The following is a 17,514-nucleotide window of genomic DNA, read 5'->3' on the forward strand; positions in this document are numbered from 1 at the left end:
CATCACTGGCGCGGTTGGGCCAGCCGATCAACCTGCGCGCGCACCACCGCATCCGCTTTTCGCACCGACAGCTTCTGGTCCATGCGCAGCCGCTGCCATGTCTCGAAGCTCAGCAACAGGTCGATCGCCTCGAAGGCCAGCATGTCGTCGGCGATCTCCTTGGGCAGGACCGATTTCAGCTTGGCGCGCATGAAGGCGAGGGTCCGGGCATGTTCGGCCTGGATCGTCGCCGATTCGTGCCGGTGCGCGTCGGCCGCACGCTTGAACGGCATCAGCTTCTCATAGGTGCTCAGCCGCCGGTCGGTCGTCTCGGACAATTGTTCGCGCCAGTCATCCGATTTGTACGGGACGAGCCACATCTCGTAATTGCGTGCCAGCCTGGCGGTCATGGCGGCATACAGGCTCTCCATGTCCTTGAAATGACGGAACACGCTGCGCAGGCCTACCGCGGCGCGGCCGGCGACCTGCTCGGCGCTCGGGGTGATCTTCCCCTCGGCGACGAGCGCCAGCATCGCCTCGACGATCTTGTCGCGGCTCGATTCCGACCGCCTCCTGCGCCCGTCGGCGGAACGTACCTCGTCTTCAGCCATCAATTCGCCCAATAGATATAGGCCTCACCCGGTTTGGATTTGGTGCCCAGCGGTCTATCGATAGCGATCGGAGACCGGATCAGCGATGGCCATGCAGGCTTGACGCTCTCTTTATCATGTTTTGCCAGCAATGCCTGCAAGCGGGCGACGATGGCGGGTTGCAGGCCCGAAACGTCGCGCTGCTCGGTCGGGTCGGTGCGCAGATCGAACAGCAGCGCCTTGTGCGGCAGGTCGAGCATCTGCAGTTTCCAGTCGCCGTCGCGCACCACGCGATAGGCACCGTCGCGCCAGAACAATGTCTGGTGCGGGTTGCCCGTTTTCTGGCCCTCGACGAAGGGCAGGAGGTCGACGCCGTCGACGGCGCGGTCGCGCGGCATGGCGATGCCCGCCGCCTTGCCGGCGGTGGCGAAGATGTCGAAATGGCTCACCGGCCCGGTGATGCGCGTGCCCGGCTTGATCTGCGCCGGCCAGCGCATGAAGAACGGCACCTTCATCCCGCCCTCGAAAAAGGTCGCTTTCCAGCCGCGATAGGGCCGGTTGATGTCGGGCAGGCCGATATAATGCGCGCCGCCATTGTCGCTGGTGAAGATGACCAGCGTGTTCTCGTCCAGCCCCTGCGCCTTGAGCTCGGCGGTCACCCGCCCGACACCGCGATCGAGCGCGCGGATCATCGCCGCATAGACCCGGGTGCGGTGGTCGGCGATCTGCGGCAGCGCGTCGTAATCGGCCTTCAGCGCCTGGAGCGGCGTGTGCGGCGCGTTATAGGCGAGGTACAGGAAGAAGGGCCGGTTGCGGTTGGCCTGGATCGTGTCGATCGCCTGGTCGGTCAGGTAATCGGTCATGTAGCGGTTGGGGCGGAACGGCGCGCTGCCGTTATACTGGACGCTGAACGGCAGGTTCGCCCAGATATATTTGTCGATCGGGTCGAAATCCTGCTTCGAATTGACGACGTTCGGGTCGTTCTCCGGCAGGAACATCTGCGCGCCGATGATGAAGCCCAGGCTCTCGTCGAAACCCTGGTCCTCGGGCCGCATGCCCTTGGCGCCGCCGAGATGCCATTTGCCGAGATGCAGCGTGTGATAGCCCCTGCCGCGCATCAGCTCGGCGATGGTCAGTTCCGATCCCGGCACGCCCTTGTCGTCGGCCGGCGGGTCGTTCCGTGCGGCATCCTCGTCGAAGATGGTGCGATGCGCCCATGTCGTCGGAAAGCCGGCGATCGTGCGCGCGAAACGGGTATCGGTCGGCGTGAACTCGAAGCCGAAGCGGGTCGGATAGCGCCCGGTCATCAGCGCGGCGCGGGACGGCGCGCAGGTAGCATTGCCGGCATAGCCGTCGGCGAAGCTGACCCCGCCCCGGCCGAGCGCGTCGATATTGGGCGTCTTGAGCAGGCCGCCGGCCACGCCGCCGCCATTGAAGCTGATGTCGTTATAGCCGAGATCGTCGGCGACGATCAGGACGATGTTGGGCGGACGCTTGTTCGCCGGCACCTGCGGTGTCGCCGGCCCCTTCTGCCAGGCGACCGGCCGGTTGGGATAGACGTGCGGCGACATCCATCCGGCGAGGTGGAGCAGCACATAATCCCTGGCGAGATACCCGCCGACCAGCAGCAGTGCGACCGTTCCGAGCAGGATTTTCAGCCAGGTCTTCATCGGTCGATCCTCAGCGCGGGAGGGAGAGGATGCGGCGCCCCGCGAGCAGGACTGCGATCATCACGGCCTCGGCGATCATCGGTTCATAGGCGGTCGGCGAGGCGCCATCCACCGCGATGCCGACGCAGCGCCCGAGCAAGGCGATGGCGAGCAGCAGCAGCGGCACGGTCAGCGGCTCGGCCCGTCCGCGCCAGGCGCCCAGGAGAGCGAAGGTGCCGCCGGTCACGAAAAAGGCGGTGAAATCGGCCCGCATCGTCGCCAGCCCCTGGATGCCGGCCGGCAGCAGGAAGAACTGGACGCCGAGCCGGGCGGGCGCGACCAGAAAGGCGAGGCCGATCGCGAGGTTGAACACCCCGACCAGCGCGATCGCACCACGAATCGCCGTCCGCATGACCATCTCTCCTGTTTTGCCGCATGCTATCACTGTGCGGGGCCTTTGCAAGATTTGGCATTGATAATGCCACTTCATCGGCGCATCTTCCCGATCGGGAGAGACAAAGATGCGCAGACCTTTGAAATGGGCGCTCATCGGTGCGGCGCTGGTGGTGCTCGTGCTGGCCGGCGTAAAGCTGTTCCAGCGGCAGATCGGCACGGCGCTGCTCGAACGGGTGGTCGACCAGCGCGTCGGCCGCGATGCGACCGCCGGCCTCCCCGACGGACTGCACGTCGCCCTGTGCGGCACCGGCTCGCCGCTGCCCGATCCGACCCGTGCCGGCCCCTGCACAGTTGTGATCGCGGGCAAGCGCATCTTCTTGGTCGATGCGGGCGAGGGCGGAGGAAAGAATATCGTCCAGATGGGCATCCCGCCCGGCCGGATCGAGGCGCTGTTCCTCACCCATTATCATTCGGACCATATCGACGGCCTCGCCCAGATCCTGTTGCTGCGCTGGTCCGGCAAATCATGGCAGACGCCCCTGCCCGTCCACGGCTCAGCCGGCGTCGAGGGCGTGCTGGCGGGATTCCGCACTGCCTATACGCTCGATACCGGATACCGCATCGCGCACCACGGCCCGAAGATCCTGCCGCCTGCGGGCGCCGGCGGGACGGCGCTGCCCTTCGCGCTGCCGCCGCCCGGACAGGGCGACAGCCTGGTGCTGCTCGATGACGGCGGCGTGAAGGTGACGGCGTTCCGGGTGAATCACCGCCCGGTCGAGCCGGCGGTCGGCTATCGTTTCGACTATAAGGGCAGGTCGGTCGTGCTGAGCGGCGATACCGCACCGACGCCCACGCTTGTGGCGGCGGCGAAGGGCGCCGACGTGCTGGTGCACGAAGCACTCCAGCCGAAGCTGGTCGCCCTGCTGACCAAGGGGCTCGACGCGCGGGGACAGGCCAATATGGCGCAGGTCACCCGCGACATCATCGATTATCACTCTACACCCGAACAGGCGGCGCAGGCGGCAAAGGCAGCGGGCGTGCGGTATCTGATGCTCAACCACATCGTCCCGCCAATGCCGATCCGCTTCGCCTATCCGGCCTTTCTGGGCGATGCCGGGCGCTATTATGACGGCCCGATCACGGTCGGAGAGGATGGCATGATGCTGAGCCTGCCCGCCGGCGGCGACGAGATCACGCTGACACGGCTGCTCGACCGGTGAAGCGCGGTATCACCCTGCTCGCGGCGGTCGCGCTCGCGTCCGGCGCGGCGGCGGCGGAGAAGAAACGGCCCAATATCGTCATCCTGCTCGCCGATGACTGGGGCTTCAGCGATGTGGGCAGCTTCGGCAGCGAGATCCGCACGCCCAATATCGACGCGCTCGCCGCGGCCGGCGTGCGCTTCTCCAACTTCCATGTCGCCGGCACCTGCTCACCGACGCGCGCGATGCTGCAAACAGGAGTCAGCAACCACCGCGCCGGCCTGGGCAACATGCCCGAGACGATCCCGCCCGAACATGTCGGCAAACCCGGCTATGACACGGTGCTCAACGACCGGGTGGTGACCATGGCCAGCCTGTTCCGCGACGGCGGGTATCGCACCTATCTCACCGGCAAATGGCATCTCGGCCGTACGGCGGACAAGTTGCCGACCGCACGCGGCTACGACCACGCCTTTTCGCTGGCCGATGCCGGCGCCGACAATTTCGAGCAGCGCCCGATCGAAGGGCTCTACGACACCGCGGACTGGACCGAGGACGGCAGGCCCGCCACCTTGCCGAAAGACTTTTATTCGTCGCGCTTCGTCGTCGACAAGATGATCGATTATATCGATCGCGGGCGATCGGGCGGGAAACCCTTTTTCGCCTCGATCAACTTCCTCGCCAACCACATCCCGGTCCAGGCGCCGGACGCCTATATCGCGCGCTATCGTACGGCCTATCAGGGCGGCTGGACGGCGCTGCGCACCGCGCGGCGCGACAGGGCGGCGGCGCTCGGCATCATCTCCGCCGCCACCCCGATGGTGACGATGGGCAGCACCCGGGACTGGAACGCCCTTCCGGAGGCCGAGCGCGCGGCGCAGGCCCGCGCCATGGCGGCCTATGGCGGCATGGCCGAGGCGGCGGACGCCCAGGTCGGCCGCCTGGTCGCGCATCTCAAGGCGACCGGCGACTATACCAATACCGTCTTCGTCTTCCTGTCGGACAATGGCGCCGAGCCGTTCGATCCGATGGGGACTTTTCTCGGTCGCCTGAACAGCCGGATCCATTACGATCTGGCGCCGGATTCCCAGGGCCGGCGTGGCTCCTTCACCTCGATCGGCCCGGGCTGGGCAAGCGCCGCCGTCGCCCCGCTGCGTGGCTATAAATTCTCCGCCACCGAGGGCGGGCTGAGGGTGCCGCTGATCATGGCCTGGCCGGGCAATCCGGCGATGAAGGCTGGCACCATCGCCGGCAGCTTCGCCTATGTCACCGATATCGCCCCGACCCTGCTCGCGCTCGCCCAGGTTTCCGGTCACGGCGCCACCTATCGCGGCAAGCCGGTCGAGCCGATGACCGGCGCCAATCTCTGGCCGGTGCTGACCGGCGCGGCGGCCGGTGTCCATCCGGCGACCCAGGCGATCGGCTATGAGCTGTCGGGCAATGCGGCGGTGTTTCGCGGCGACTATAAGCTGGTGAAGAACCTTCCGCCGACCGGCACCGGCGAATGGCATCTCTACGATATCGCCCGCGATCCCGGCGAGACGAACGATCTCGCGACGGCGATGCCGACTCTCTTCGCCGCCCTGCTGCGCGACTATGCGGCGTTCGCCAAGCGCGATCAGGTGCTGCCGATGCCGGCAGGCTATACCGCCGAGGCACAGATCAACCGCAACGGCTTCAACAAGAGCGTGCGGCCGAAACTGCTCAGGGCGCTGGCGATGCTGCTGGCGCTCGGCGCGCTGGTGACGGGGGCGGTGTGGTGGCGACGGAGGCGGGCCTCAGGCTAACCCGTCACCCCGGACTTGTTCCGGGGGCCATCGGCCCGCAAACGCAAGGACTGCGGCGCTTGTGGAGACATGGATGCCGGAACCAGTCCGGGGTGACGAAAAGGGGCGGTCACCGCCTGACCAGCCCCCGCTGCTCCATCCGCCATTTTAGCTGGTCGAACCGGTCCTGGCCGAAGAACGGCTCGCCCTCGAACACCATCAGCGGGACGCCGTAATGGCCGCCGGCCCGCTGCGCATCCTGATTGGCCTCGACCACCGCCACGAAATGCTCCGGGTCGGCTGCGATCGCCGCATCCATCTCGGCCAGGTCTAGCCCGGCACGTCCCGCCGCCAGCGCTAGATGGTCGCCGAGATGCCAGTCGGTCACCGCGCCACCCCAGATCAGCCGGCTGGCCTCGTCGAGAAAGGCAAGACCGCGCCCGCGTTCGGCCGCGGCGACACCCAGATGGGTCAGCCGGTGGATGTAAGGCTGCTCCTTCGGATAGGTGCGTGTCGCCATGTCCATCCTGACCGGATCGGGCGAGGCCCAGCGGAACGGCAGGCCGACGAACTCGGCGCTGCGGCCGATGTCGCGCAGGAAATAGGTCACCCAGAGCAGATCGTTGTTGGCGAAGAAATCCGGCTGCCGCACCGCGATCGGATAGACCGGGCGGACCGTCGCGGCGACGTCATTGTCCCGCTCCAGCGCGACCAGCCGCGGCGTGACCAGATAGGAATAGGGCGAGCGGAACGACCAGTAGAGGTCATAGGTCAGCGTCATCCGCCCAGCGCCTTGGTGCGGATGTTGAGCTGCCCGGCAAGCCCGGCGATGCGGTGCTTCTCGATCGCCTGATAGTCGGGCGAGGACACCATCGCCATCATCGCCGCGCGGGACGGATATTCCGCCAGTGCGACCATGTCCCACAGCTCGTCGACCTCGCCGAGCATCAGCTCGGTGACGTCGCCGGCATAGACCGATCGCGCCCCGACCGAGGCAAGGCAGGCCTGAACCGCCTTGCCATAGCGGCGATAGGCATCGCGCCCGCTCAGCTCGGGCTCGGACCCATCGGCGTACTCGGCTCGCTCCCGGAACTTCAGCAGGTTGATCATGACGAACGGTCCGTCCTCGGCGCCGCCGAAAAAGGCCGCTGCCTGTTCGGGTCCGGGGAAGACGGCATTGGTGACGTTCATGCCGCGATCTCCGCCGGCCCCTGCCGCACGAAGCTGTCGATCAATGTGCACAGGGCCTCGGGTTTGTCCTCCTGCAGGAAATGCCCGGCATCCTTGACGATCACATGCAACTGGTGTCGCGCGCCCGGCATCCGCTCGATAAAGACCTTCTCGCCACCGCGCGTCACCGCATCATTGTCGGCAAAGGCGGTCAGCACCGGTCCCTCGAACCGCTCCAGCACTTCCCAGGCGGCAATGTTCTCCGCCACCGACGGATGATCGGGCGTGACCGGCACCAGGGTCGGGAACTGCCGTGCGCCTTCCTTGTAGCTCTCGTCGGGAAAGGGCGCGTCATAGGCGGCGATCTCGGCCGGGCTCAGTTCGCGCGTCGTGCCACCATTGACGATGAAGCCGACCGGAAAGTTCGGCACATTCTGGCTGAAGGCAAGCCAGGCATCGAACCCGGCCGAGGACCCGGTCCCGACCGGCAGCCCGGTATTGGCGATCACCAGCCGGGCGAACCGGCCAGGGAAGGCGGCGACCAGCCTCAGCCCGATCAGCCCGCCCCAATCCTGGCAGAACAGGGTGAGGCCGGTCAGGTCGAGCGCGGTCAGCCAGTCGCTCATCCAGGCGACATGGCGCTCATAGGTGTAATCGGCCCGCGCCGCCGGCTTGTCGGACTTGCCGAACCCGATCAGGTCAGGCGCGATCACGCGATAGCCTTTGGCGACCAGCACGGGCACGAACTTGCGATAGAGATAGGACCAGCTCGGCTCGCCATGCATCAGCAGCACGGCGGGCGCGTCGGGATGCCCTTCGTCGAGATAATGAATCCGCAGATCGGTGCCATCGGCATCGGTGACCGTCAGATAGTGCGGCGCGAAGGGATAATCGGCCAGTCCCGCGAATCGCTCGTCCGGTGTCCTCAGCACCTGCATTCCGACTCTCCTGCTTATATATTGGCAGTCAAAGTGTCATATCATCGGTCGCGGGTCAATCGCGGGGCGGCACCGGCCGGTCGGCGACGAGGCGCACCCCGATATGGTCGGTACCGAGCCCGCGCTCCTGGAACTGGCGCGCGGCGGGGCGGTAGCGCGCGCAATAATTGCCGGCGCAGAGATAGGAGCCGCCCTTGATCACATGCATGTCGCCCTGTGGTCCGCCTGGGTCGCTGGTCCATTCCCAGACATTGCCGATCATGTCGTAAAGCCCGAAGGCATTGGGCTTGAAGCACCCCACCGGCGCACGTCCCTTGTAGCCGTCGAGCCCAAGGTCACGCTGCGGGAAGACGCCCTGATAATAATTGGCCTGGGGGCGGCCCTCGCCATCGACCGGCTCGGGCAGGGCCTTCTGCCCGGCGCGCGCGGCATATTCCCATTCGGCCTCGGTCGGCAGGCGCTTGCCCGCCCAGCGCGCATAAGCTTCGGCATCCTCGAACGCGATCTGCACCACCGGCTCATGGTCGCGTCCGGCAATCGATTCGGCCGGCCCCGACGGGTGCCGCCACTGCGCCCCGACCGACCAGCGCCACCAGCGTGGATCGTCCTGGCTGGGGACGGCGAAGACCGCCGAGCCCGGTACCAGCATCTCGGGCGGCGCGCCGGGCAATCTGGGCGGATCGCGCTCGGCCATGGTCTTGTAGCCGGTCGCCTTCACGAAGGCGGCGAACTCGGTGTTGGTCAGCTCATGGGAGTCGATCCAGAAGGGTTTGACGCTGACGGTGCGGGGCGGGCCTTCCTCGCGGTAGAGCGGGTCGTCGCCCATGGTGAAACTGCCGCCGGGGATAGCAACCATCGGGGCTTTTGAGAGGTCGGCGCAGGTGGGGGCGGCTTGTTTCGAGGTGCAGGCGTTGGTGAGCAGCGAAATTGCCAGTGCCGGAACCAGCAACCGACCCAATCTTCCAGCCTTCCCCGGCGAAGGCCGGGGCCCAGTTGGGGGACAGTCATGGTGATCGTTGCGCGCCGTTACATCTGCCTTCCCGACTGGACCCCGGCCTTCGCCGGGGAAGGGCAATGCTGTTGCGAAGTGCCCCGCCTGTTCCTGGGAAGCCGAGCACATCTCCATCACCTGGTAACGCCCCCCTCACACGCCTCGGCGATCGCGGCATAGATCAGGTCGAGGTCCGCATCATCGATGCAATAGGGCGGCATGACATAGACGGTGTTGCCCAAAGGCCGGAGCAACAGGTCCCGGTCGCGGAAAAACGCAAGCAGGCGCGGGCCCATGGACGACAGATAATCGCCCGTCGCGTCGGCGATCTCGATCGCGGTGATCGTGCCGATCTGCCGCGCATTCAGCACCGCCGGCAGGGCCGCGATCTTCGCCAGGCGCGTTTGCTGCCGTGTCGCCAGGCCGGCGATCCGCTCGAGCACCGGCTCCTCGCGCCAGATGGCGAGGTTGGCGTTGGCGGCGGCGCAGGCGATCGGATTGGCGGTGTAGCTGGAGGAATGGAAAAACATCCGCGCCCGGTCTTCCGACAGGTGCGCCTGATAGATCGGCTCGCTCGCCATGGTCACGGCCAGCGGCACCGCGCCGCCGGTCAGCCCCTTGGACAGGCAGAGGATATCGGGCACCACATCGGCCTGTTCGCAGGCCAGCAGGGTGCCGGTGCGGCCCCAGCCGGACATCACCTCATCGGCGATGAACAGCACGCCGTGCCGCGCGCAGATCGCGCGCATCTCGGCCAGCACCCGGGCCGGATAGGTCAGCATGCCGCCCGCGCCGAGGATCAGCGGCTCGACGATCAGCGCGGCAGGCCTAGCGTGGCAGGCCGCCTCAAGCTCGTCGAGCGTATCCTGTTCGCGGCCCGCCGCCGGAAAGGGCAGGGTGCCGACATCGAACAGCAGCGGCGCATAGGCCCGGTTGAACACGCCGCGCGCACCGATCGACATCGCGCCGATCGTGTCGCCATGATAGCTGTGCTCCATCACGAGGATACGGTGGCGGGGCTCGCTGCGATTGGCCCAGAAACCGAGCGCCATCTTCAGCGCGACCTCGACGCTGGTCGACCCCGAATCGGAGAAGAAGACCCGGGTCAGCTCGGCGGGCATGATCTCCCGCAGGCCCCGCGCAAGAGTCTCGGCGGGTTCATGCGTCCAGCCGGCGAAGATGATCTGGTCGAGCTTGCCTGCCTGCTCGGCGATCGCGGCCATGATGCGCGGGTTGCGGTGCCCATGGGTGGTCACCCACCAGGAGGAGATCGCATCGACGACACGACGTCCGTCGGCGGTGTAGAGCGCCGCGCCCTCGCTATGGGTGACGAGTGGTATCGGCTCGCCCAGGCCGTGCTGGGTGAAGGGATGCCAGATCGCCGATCCGCTCACCGGAAATCCGTCACGTCGAAATGGGCGGTAAAGGCGGCGGCGAGCGTATCCGCGTCGAGCGGGGCCAGATGCGGTAACCGGCCGAGCCGTTTCACCCGGCCGATCCGGGCGATGGTCGCCTCGCTATGCTCGACCGCGTCGCCGGTGAAGGCGACGCCCAGGATCGGTACGCCGCGCGCGCGCAAGGCCTCGATCGACAACAGGCTGTGGTTGATCGTGCCGAGCGTCGTCCGCGCCACCAGCACCACCGGCAGGCTCCAGCGCGCGAACAGGTCGGCGAAGACCAGATCGCCCGTGACCGGCACCAGCGCGCCGCCGGCACCCTCGACGATCAGCGGTCCGTCGACCGTCGGTGGCGTCAGCCGCTCGGGATCGATCGTCACGCCGTCGATCTCCGCCGCGCGATCGGGCGAGCAGGGCGTGACGAGCCGATAGGCCTCGGGCAGGATGCGGTCCGGCGCCAGGCCGCTCAGCCGTGCGACGGTGGCGGCGTCGCTGCCCTCCGCGAGCCCGGCCTGGACGGGTTTCCAGTAAGACGCGCCCAGTGCACCGGCGAGCGCCGCGGCGAACACCGTCTTGCCGACATCGGTGTCGGTGCCAGTGATAACGATCCGCGGCGCCGTCACCGCAACGCCCCGGCGATGGCATCGGCCAGCGCATCAACCTCCGCCGCCGTCAGGTTGAGTGTCAGCGAGATGCGCAGCCGCGAACTGCCCTGCGGTACCGTCGGCGGCCTGATGCCGCGCACGTCGAATCCTGCGGCCTGAACAGCGGCGGCGACCCGCATCGTCCGCGCATCGTCGCCCAGCACCAGCGGCAGAATCTGCGATCCGGTCGGCACCACGCCGCAGCGCTCCAGCGCCCGCTCTGCCGTGCCGACCAGCGCCCACAGGGCGGCTCGTCGCTCCGGCTCGTCGGCCAGAATCCGCAGGCTCTCGCGCACGGCGCTCGCCATCAACGGCGAGGGGGCGGTCGAGAAGATGAAGCCGCGCCCGCGATTGACCAGGAAGTCGCGCACCACCGCCGGACCGCAGACCAGCGCGCCCTCGCATCCCATCGCCTTGCCACAGGTGTGGAGCGTGATGACGTTCTCGCGCCCATGGAGCGCCGCGGCGAGGCCGCGCCCGCCCTCTCCGAACACCCCGGTCGCATGCGCCTCGTCGACCAGCAGCATCGCATCATGCCGGTCGGCGACCGCCGCCAGCGCGTCCAGCGGCGCCCGGTCGCCGTCCATGCTGTACAGGCTCTCCACTGCAATCCAGGGCCGCCCGGTGCCGCCCGCCCGGCGCCAGCCGGTGATCGCATCCTCAAAGGCATCGGGATCGTTATGCGCAGCGGATACCGAGCCAGCCCGGCTCAGCCGCATGCCCTCATGCGCGCTGGCATGGATCAGCGCGTCATGGACGATCAGGTCGCCCCGCTGCGGCACGGTCGCGAACAGCGTCGCGTTGCCGGTATAGCCGCTCGAGAAGAACAGCGCCGCCTCGCTGTCGAAAAAGGCTGCGGCCTCGGCCTCCAGCGACTCATGCTCCGGGTGATTGCCGCGCAACAGGCGCGACCCGCCGGAGCCGACCGGGACCCCGCGTTCGGCGGCCTGCGTCACCGCGCGCGTCAGCCGCGGCGAAGACGCCAGCGCGAGATAATCGTTGGAGGAAACATCCACGCCGCGACGCGGCACCAGCGTGCGCAACCGGTCCTGCGCGGCAAGCTGGATGAGATCGTTCCGAAGGGCGTGAAGCGCCGGCATGGGCGGCGCTCTAGCGACATCGCGAGGCAATGACGATAGCCGCGCGGCTTGCACCCGGTGCCCGCCGGGCGCAGGAGCGCGCACGATGAGCAAGCCCTTCCCCGACCGCCGCTTCGCCGCATTCCTGTTCGACATGGACGGCACCATCCTCACCTCGATCGCCGCGGCCGAGCGGGTCTGGGCCGGCTGGGCGCGCCGCCATGGCCTCGATGTCGAGGCCTTCCTGCCCACGATCCATGGCAGGCGCAGCGTCGAGACGGTTCGCCGTCTTGGACTGCCCGGCATCGATCCCGAGGCCGAGGCGGCCGAGATCACCCGCCTCGAAATCGAGGATGTCGACGGTGTCGAGGCGATTGCCGGCGCCGCGGCCTTTCTCGCGTCCTTGCCGGTGGAGCGCTGGGCGATCGTCACCTCCGCCCCGCGCGCCCTGGCGACACGGCGGCTGGAGGCAGCCGGGCTGCCCATGCCGGCGGTGATGGTCGCCGCAGAGGATGTCGACCATGGCAAGCCCGCACCCGATTGCTTCCTGCTCGCCGCCACCCGCCTCGGCGTTGCGGCCGCCGACTGCCTCGTGTTCGAGGATACGTCGGCCGGCATCGCCGCCGCCGAGGCGGCCGGCTGCGGCGTGGTGGTGATTACGGCCACGCACACGCACCCGCTTGCGACAACGCATTTCGGTACGTCGGGATATGAGGCGCTGTCGGTCGCGACTGGCTCGGCGGGATCGCTGACGCTGGCCGTCAACGGCAACGTCGATTGACCACACCACCTCTCCCGTTCGCCCGGACGGCGGGGAGAGGCAGTTCCGGCTAGGCAAATTCGCTGCGGGGATATCGGTTCTGCGCCGCGCGTTGTTGCTGATCATTTCACCAGGAGAAGATCATGCCTCGTGGAGACAAGAGCGCCTATACCGACAAGCAGAAGCGCAAGGCCGAGCATATCGAGCAAGGATATGAGGATCGCGGCGTGCCCAGGAAAGAGGCGGAGAGCCGCGCCTGGGCCACGGTGAACAAGGAATCCGGTGGCGGCAACAAATCGGGATCGGGCAGGGGCGAGCCCGATACCCATGTCTCCTCGTCGCGCGGCGGCCGGGCGCATGAATCGGGCTCGGCCGAACAACGGTCGGCGGCGGCGCGCAAGGGCTGGGACACGCGACGCCGGAACGGGACGGCCTGACGATCGGGCGTGGCGTGTCATGGTGTCCGGGCGCTATGAAGGCGCGTGATTCGTATCCTGACGGCATCCGCCGCTCTCGCCCTGGCCTTCCTTCCCGGCGTGTCCCGGGCGAAGGACGTACGGCCGCCCGCCTGGCCCGATACGGCGCTTGCCCGCACCGGCGCGCTGGCGCTGTTGCAGACGCTCAACGCCGAACTGCTCAGCCATGACAGCGCGACGCTGACCCTGGATGGCTGGTGCGCGCGCCGCCGGCTGGCGCCCGCCGGAAGCCGGATCGTGGCGGAGCGGGTCAAGGGGCAGGACAAGGTCGCGACGCCGGACGTGCGCACGGCGCTCCAGGTCGGGGCGGAAGAACCGGTCCGCTATCGCCGGGTGCGGCTGCGCTGCGGCGACCATGTCCTGTCGGAAGCCGATAACTGGTACGTCCCGTCGCGCCTCACGCCGGCGATGAACGACGTCCTCGATACCGGCGACACGGCGTTCGGCCGCGCGGTGCAGGCGCTGCATTTCCGTCGCCAGACCCTGAGCGCGACCTTGCTCTGGTCGCCGCTGCCCGATGGCTGGGATAGTGCGGCGGAGGCCCTGCCGCGCCATGCCGCCCGGCCGCTGCCGATTCCGGCGCATGTGATCGAGCATCGCGCCGTCCTGCGCCTGCCCGACGGCACGCCGTTCAGCCAGGTGGTCGAACGCTATACCGGCGCGGTGCTCGGGACCCCGCCGGCCATGCTGGCGCCCCGATGATTTCGCGCCCGATCTCTCGTCCGATCCGGCTATGATGGACCCTCCGGCCATCATGCACGTTCAGGCGCCCGATACCCACGCCGCCGATTCCCTGCGGCCGTGCCAACCCCGATAGGTCAGGAACCCCGATGCTTCAGGCCGAGCCAGTCCTCGATCATCACGATATCATCCTGCGGCCCGATCCGTCGCGCACCGTCGTCCGGCCGTTCGAGCTGGAATATCCCGGCCGCTTCCGGGTCGAAGGGCACCCACGCGCGCAGGCGATCGTCGATCGCATCCTGACGCTCGACGACAGGGCGCTCGACGGCGAACTCGCGCTGCTCACCCATTCGCTCGACGAACGCCACCGCGACGTGGATGACATGCTGCGGCGGCGTTTCGACGAGGTCGCGAAGCAACTGGCCGGAGAGGTCATCGTCGATGACGCGCGGCGGCGCCTGATCGGCGCTTATTTCAGCGAGGAATTCTCGTTCGAGGCGGCGGCGCTGTTCAACCCCAGCGCCGTGCTGGCGCCGGACCAGTCGGGCGTGCCCGAGGGCGCGGTGCGCTTCATCCTCTCGCTGCGCGGGATCGGCGAGGGCCATGTGTCGTCGGTGACCTTCCGCACCGGCATCTGGATGCCCGGCGGCGATATCAAGGTCGATCCGGCCAGCCCCACCGCAGTGCCGCCGATCATCGCCGACGGGCAGGATGATTCGCTCGCGGTGATCCAGCTCCATTGCGGCGGCAGCCGCGACATATCGGAAACCGTGCTGTTTCCGATGCTGCCGAGCCAGCGCCAGGGGATCGAGGACCTCCGCCTCGTTCGTTTCACCGATGACGATGGCAGCGTGACCTATCACGGCACCTATACCGCGTTCAGCGGGGCGGACGCGCGGCCCGAACTGCTGTCGGGCAATGATTTCCACAATTTCACTATGTGCGCGCTGACCGGCGATGCGGCGKGCGCCAAGGGCATGGCCCTGTTCCCGCGCCGGATCGACGGGCGCTATGCCATGCTGGGCCGGCAGGACAGCGAGAGCATCTGGCTTCATACCTCCGACGACATTCTTCACTGGGACGGCGGCGGGAAGATCGTCTCGCCGCGCTATCCGTGGGAATTCGTCCAGATGGGCAATTGCGGCTCGCCGATCGAGATCGACGAGGGCTGGCTGGTGCTGACCCACGGCGTGGGCACGGTGCGCAATTACTGCATCGGCGCCTGCCTGCTCGACAAGGCCGACCCGTCGAAGCTGCTGGCGCGCACGCCCGAACCGATCCTCGCCCCCAGCCCCGACGAACGGGACGGCTATGTTCCCAACGTCGTCTATAGCTGCGGCGCGATGATCCAGGGGCGCGAGGTGATGATCCCCTATGGCGTGGCCGACAATTTCGCGGCCTTCGCCACGACGACGGTCGACCGGCTGCTGCGGTGCATGGAATAGCGACCGGCCGATTCACGCGAACAGGAGGCCGCTCGCCTGTGCAATGTCGCGCATTCCCCCGCTCGCCACCACCTCGGGGCATCGTTCTGCGTCACGCACTCTCCGGATATCGCTGAACCAGATCGCCCAATATGGCCTCCAGCGGGCCGAGCCACGCGGCGTACATCCGCCAATGGTCCAGTGCGTCGGTGAAAATGGGCTGCCGCACCTGTTCGGAACTGGCGGTGCGGACCGCGCGGCGCGTGCGCCAGAATTCCACACAGGCCTCCTCGAACGGAACGCCGACATGATCGAGCAGGCGGCGGACCTCGGCGGGCGTATCGGCGACCATCCGTTCATAGATCACGCGGTAGACGGCGCCGGGCGCGGCGCGGTCGAACGCCGCCATGTGCACGACATAGTCGCGATAATAGCGGCCGATATCGACGAGGTCATAGGAGAAGGCCTGGCCGCGCGCGAAGTGCTGCTTCCATCCGGAGAAACAGCACGCCATCGGATGGCGGCGGGCGTCGATGATCTTCGCGTTCGGCAAGATAAGCCGGATCAGGCCGACATGCTGCCAGTTGTTGGGCATCTTGTCGATGAAGAGCGGTTTGTCCGACTGGCGGTGGACGCGGGTGCGCTCGATATATTCCTCTCCCAGGCGCAGTCGGTCCGCAGGCGTGAGGGAGGCCATCATCGCGGGGAAATCAGGGAATTCGCCCTCGTCGACCCGCGATTGCAGGCGGCTGGCGATGATCATCATCTCCGCCAGTTCCATCGTCCCTTCGACCTGGCTGTGGCTCGCAAGGATCTGCTCGACCAGGGTCGAGCCGGCACGGGGCAAGCCGACGACGAAGACAGGATCGGGCGCCGGGCAGCCACCTTCCCCCATGCCGACCAGGAAGGCGCTGGTGAAGGTCGCGCTAGTAGCGGCAACTTCGGCGGAGAAGTCGTCGGCGTCGTGTGCCACCATCGGGCGGCGCAGATGGTTGCCGAGATCATAGTGGCGGAAGGAGGCGGTATAATCCTTCGCGTCCTCAAAGGCCTTGCCCAGTGAGAAATGAAGATGGAAAATGTCTTCCTGGGCGTCGGCCTCGCTCTGCTCCAGGGTGTCGAGCGCCTGTTCCATCGCGGCGATGTCTTCGGCGTCCAGCTTGACCGTCTTGAGGTTGGCGAGGCTCCACCACGCTTCGCCCATGGTGGGCTGGTGGGTAACCGCCTGGCGATAGGCGTGGATGGCATCGGCCTGCCTTCCGAGCGTTTTCAACACATGGCCCAGATTCTGCCAGACCTGCGGCTGATCCGGTTGCTGCGCCAACAGCTTCTCGTAGATCTCCCTCGCCCGATCCTGGTCACCCAGGCGCACCAGCACCGACGCCTTGAGCCCATCATTGCCGGGGTTCTTCAACGGCGAGGTCGCCAGGACCTCGGCATGCTCAAGCGCCTCGGGCAGGCGATTGCTCTGGAGCAGCAGGCGGATGAGGAAGTCGCGGGCCAGATCATAGCCCGGGGCGAGGTCGACCGCGCGTCCGACCAGCGCCAGCGCCTCGGTCATGTCACCGCGTCGCCACGCGATCTCCCCGAGCAGGCGGTAGGCGGTCGGATCGTCGGGTAGCCGCCCGAGCCGGGCCTTCAGCATGGTCTCGCTATCGTCGAGCCGGCTTTCGTTCATCGCCACCGCGGCCTCGAGCAATTCAGGGTCGCGGGAGGAGGCGTGAACACCCGAGAGATCGGCGCGCCACGCATCTTCCGTACGGCCGAGCTTTCTCAGTTGCTGCGCCATCAGGAACCAGCCAGTCGCCACCGCCGGCTGTTGCCGGGTCAGGCTTTCCAGCGCGGCGACAGCCTGACCGGCGGCGTCGGCCTCGCTCGCGGCCTGCGCCAGTTCCCAGATCACCGCCAGTGCGCGCGGCTGGCTGCGGGCGAGTGCCGAAAGCCGTGGCAGCGCGGTCGCGGGTTCGCCCAGGCGCCGCAATGCCTGGCATGCGATAAATTCCGCCGGCGGGAAGCCCGGCGCCTGTTCCAGCATGGCTTCGGCCAGGGCCAGCGCCGCCCCGGGCTGCGTGTCGATCAGGCGCGCGGCCTGTTCGAGCGCTTGAGCCGGCGAGCTACTCGTCATGGTGCGATCGGTACGGGCGGCGGCGTCCATCGGGATCCCCTTTTTCCTTCGCACTTGCAGAATGAAACCGATTCGGTGGTTTCGCAACCCCTGATTCCGGCGGCGCCGGACGGTGGCGAAATTTGAGTTGACTCTTTGTTACGTTGCAGCATTATGAAACTTGGACGGTCGTCATATTTCACAGAAAATGGCGGACGTCCAAGGGGAAGTTACCTCAGAAGACTATGCTGCGCCCGCGTGCGGCAAGCTGGAG

Annotated in this window: 17 protein-coding genes; 6 read left to right on the forward strand and 11 right to left on the reverse strand. The window is 67.4% G+C overall.

The features are described 5' to 3' along the window. Nucleotides 1-2: 2 nt before the first annotated feature. The 3 genes from AC1DT7_RS02740 to AC1DT7_RS02750 are packed head-to-tail and all read right to left on the reverse strand — an operon-like array spanning nt 3 to nt 2,630. Nucleotides 3-590, reverse strand: a complete 588-nt coding sequence (locus AC1DT7_RS02740) for a TetR/AcrR family transcriptional regulator (RefSeq protein WP_478034043.1) — start codon at nt 588-590, stop codon at nt 3-5. Beyond that, nucleotides 590-2,239 carry a sulfatase-like hydrolase/transferase gene (locus AC1DT7_RS02745; protein WP_478034044.1) on the reverse strand — a complete coding sequence of 550 codons (1,650 nt, stop codon included), beginning with the start codon at nt 2,237-2,239 and terminating at the stop codon, nt 590-592. Before AC1DT7_RS02745 ends, AC1DT7_RS02740 begins: the two co-directional genes overlap by 1 nt. A gap of 10 nt (nt 2,240-2,249) precedes the next feature. Beyond that, nucleotides 2,250-2,630: a hypothetical protein gene (locus AC1DT7_RS02750; RefSeq protein ID WP_478034046.1), complete on the reverse strand. Its 381-nt coding sequence runs from the start codon at nt 2,628-2,630 to the stop codon at nt 2,250-2,252. A 109-nt stretch (nt 2,631-2,739) separates the two neighbouring features. Between AC1DT7_RS02750 and AC1DT7_RS02755 the strand changes: the two genes are divergently transcribed. Continuing rightward, on the forward strand, nt 2,740-3,834 hold the full coding sequence (locus tag AC1DT7_RS02755; RefSeq protein WP_478034047.1) for an MBL fold metallo-hydrolase: 1,095 nt from the start codon (nt 2,740-2,742) through the stop codon (nt 3,832-3,834). Next, nucleotides 3,831-5,600 (forward strand): arylsulfatase, encoded by a 1,770-nt coding sequence (locus AC1DT7_RS02760; protein WP_478034048.1) that lies wholly within the window; start codon nt 3,831-3,833, stop codon nt 5,598-5,600. Before AC1DT7_RS02755 ends, AC1DT7_RS02760 begins: the two co-directional genes overlap by 4 nt. A gap of 109 nt (nt 5,601-5,709) precedes the next feature. Here the strand turns inward: AC1DT7_RS02760 and AC1DT7_RS02765 are convergent, their stop codons facing one another. From AC1DT7_RS02765 to AC1DT7_RS02795, 7 genes are all read right to left on the reverse strand, one after another. Beyond that, nucleotides 5,710-6,360 carry a DsbA family protein gene (locus AC1DT7_RS02765; protein WP_478034049.1) on the reverse strand — a complete coding sequence of 217 codons (651 nt, stop codon included), beginning with the start codon at nt 6,358-6,360 and terminating at the stop codon, nt 5,710-5,712. Continuing rightward, nucleotides 6,357-6,770: a DUF1330 domain-containing protein gene (locus AC1DT7_RS02770; protein ID WP_478034050.1), complete on the reverse strand. Its 414-nt coding sequence runs from the start codon at nt 6,768-6,770 to the stop codon at nt 6,357-6,359. Before AC1DT7_RS02770 ends, AC1DT7_RS02765 begins: the two co-directional genes overlap by 4 nt. Continuing rightward, on the reverse strand, nt 6,767-7,687 hold the full coding sequence (locus tag AC1DT7_RS02775; protein ID WP_478034051.1) for a haloalkane dehalogenase: 921 nt from the start codon (nt 7,685-7,687) through the stop codon (nt 6,767-6,769). Before AC1DT7_RS02775 ends, AC1DT7_RS02770 begins: the two co-directional genes overlap by 4 nt. Before the next feature lie 55 nt (nt 7,688-7,742). After that, a complete protein-coding gene (locus tag AC1DT7_RS02780) occupies nt 7,743-8,543 on the reverse strand; it encodes a formylglycine-generating enzyme family protein (protein ID WP_478034052.1) in 801 nt (266 codons plus the stop codon). Between the two features lie 269 nt (nt 8,544-8,812). Beyond that, complete coding sequence (locus AC1DT7_RS02785; RefSeq protein ID WP_478034054.1) at nt 8,813-10,072, reverse strand: adenosylmethionine--8-amino-7-oxononanoate transaminase; 1,260 nt, start codon at nt 10,070-10,072, stop codon at nt 8,813-8,815. Continuing rightward, complete coding sequence (gene bioD / locus AC1DT7_RS02790) at nt 10,069-10,698, reverse strand: dethiobiotin synthase (protein ID WP_478034055.1); 630 nt, start codon at nt 10,696-10,698, stop codon at nt 10,069-10,071. The genes AC1DT7_RS02785 and bioD overlap by 4 nt, the downstream gene beginning before the upstream one ends. After that, nucleotides 10,695-11,819, reverse strand: coding sequence for an 8-amino-7-oxononanoate synthase (locus AC1DT7_RS02795; RefSeq protein WP_478034057.1), 1,125 nt, complete (start codon nt 11,817-11,819; stop codon nt 10,695-10,697). The genes bioD and AC1DT7_RS02795 overlap by 4 nt, the downstream gene beginning before the upstream one ends. A gap of 85 nt (nt 11,820-11,904) precedes the next feature. On the opposite strand from AC1DT7_RS02795, the gene AC1DT7_RS02800 reads away from it, so the two are divergent. From AC1DT7_RS02800 to AC1DT7_RS02815, 4 genes are all read left to right on the forward strand, one after another. Continuing rightward, complete coding sequence (locus tag AC1DT7_RS02800) at nt 11,905-12,579, forward strand: HAD-IA family hydrolase (protein WP_478034059.1); 675 nt, start codon at nt 11,905-11,907, stop codon at nt 12,577-12,579. Between the two features lie 122 nt (nt 12,580-12,701). Beyond that, a complete protein-coding gene (locus tag AC1DT7_RS02805; RefSeq protein ID WP_478034060.1) occupies nt 12,702-12,995 on the forward strand; it encodes a plasmid stabilization protein in 294 nt (97 codons plus the stop codon). A gap of 45 nt (nt 12,996-13,040) precedes the next feature. Then, nucleotides 13,041-13,736, forward strand: coding sequence for a hypothetical protein (locus AC1DT7_RS02810; protein WP_478034062.1), 696 nt, complete (start codon nt 13,041-13,043; stop codon nt 13,734-13,736). A gap of 128 nt (nt 13,737-13,864) precedes the next feature. Beyond that, nucleotides 13,865-15,160, forward strand: coding sequence for a glycoside hydrolase family 130 protein (locus tag AC1DT7_RS02815; RefSeq protein ID WP_478034064.1), 1,296 nt, complete (start codon nt 13,865-13,867; stop codon nt 15,158-15,160). A gap of 91 nt (nt 15,161-15,251) precedes the next feature. Here the strand turns inward: AC1DT7_RS02815 and AC1DT7_RS02820 are convergent, their stop codons facing one another. Further along, nucleotides 15,252-17,291, reverse strand: a complete 2,040-nt coding sequence (locus AC1DT7_RS02820) for a tetratricopeptide repeat-containing sulfotransferase family protein (protein ID WP_478034065.1) — start codon at nt 17,289-17,291, stop codon at nt 15,252-15,254. Nucleotides 17,292-17,514 lie beyond the last annotated feature (223 nt).

It is taken from the genome of Sphingomonas sp. P3_C6, assembly GCF_056402595.1.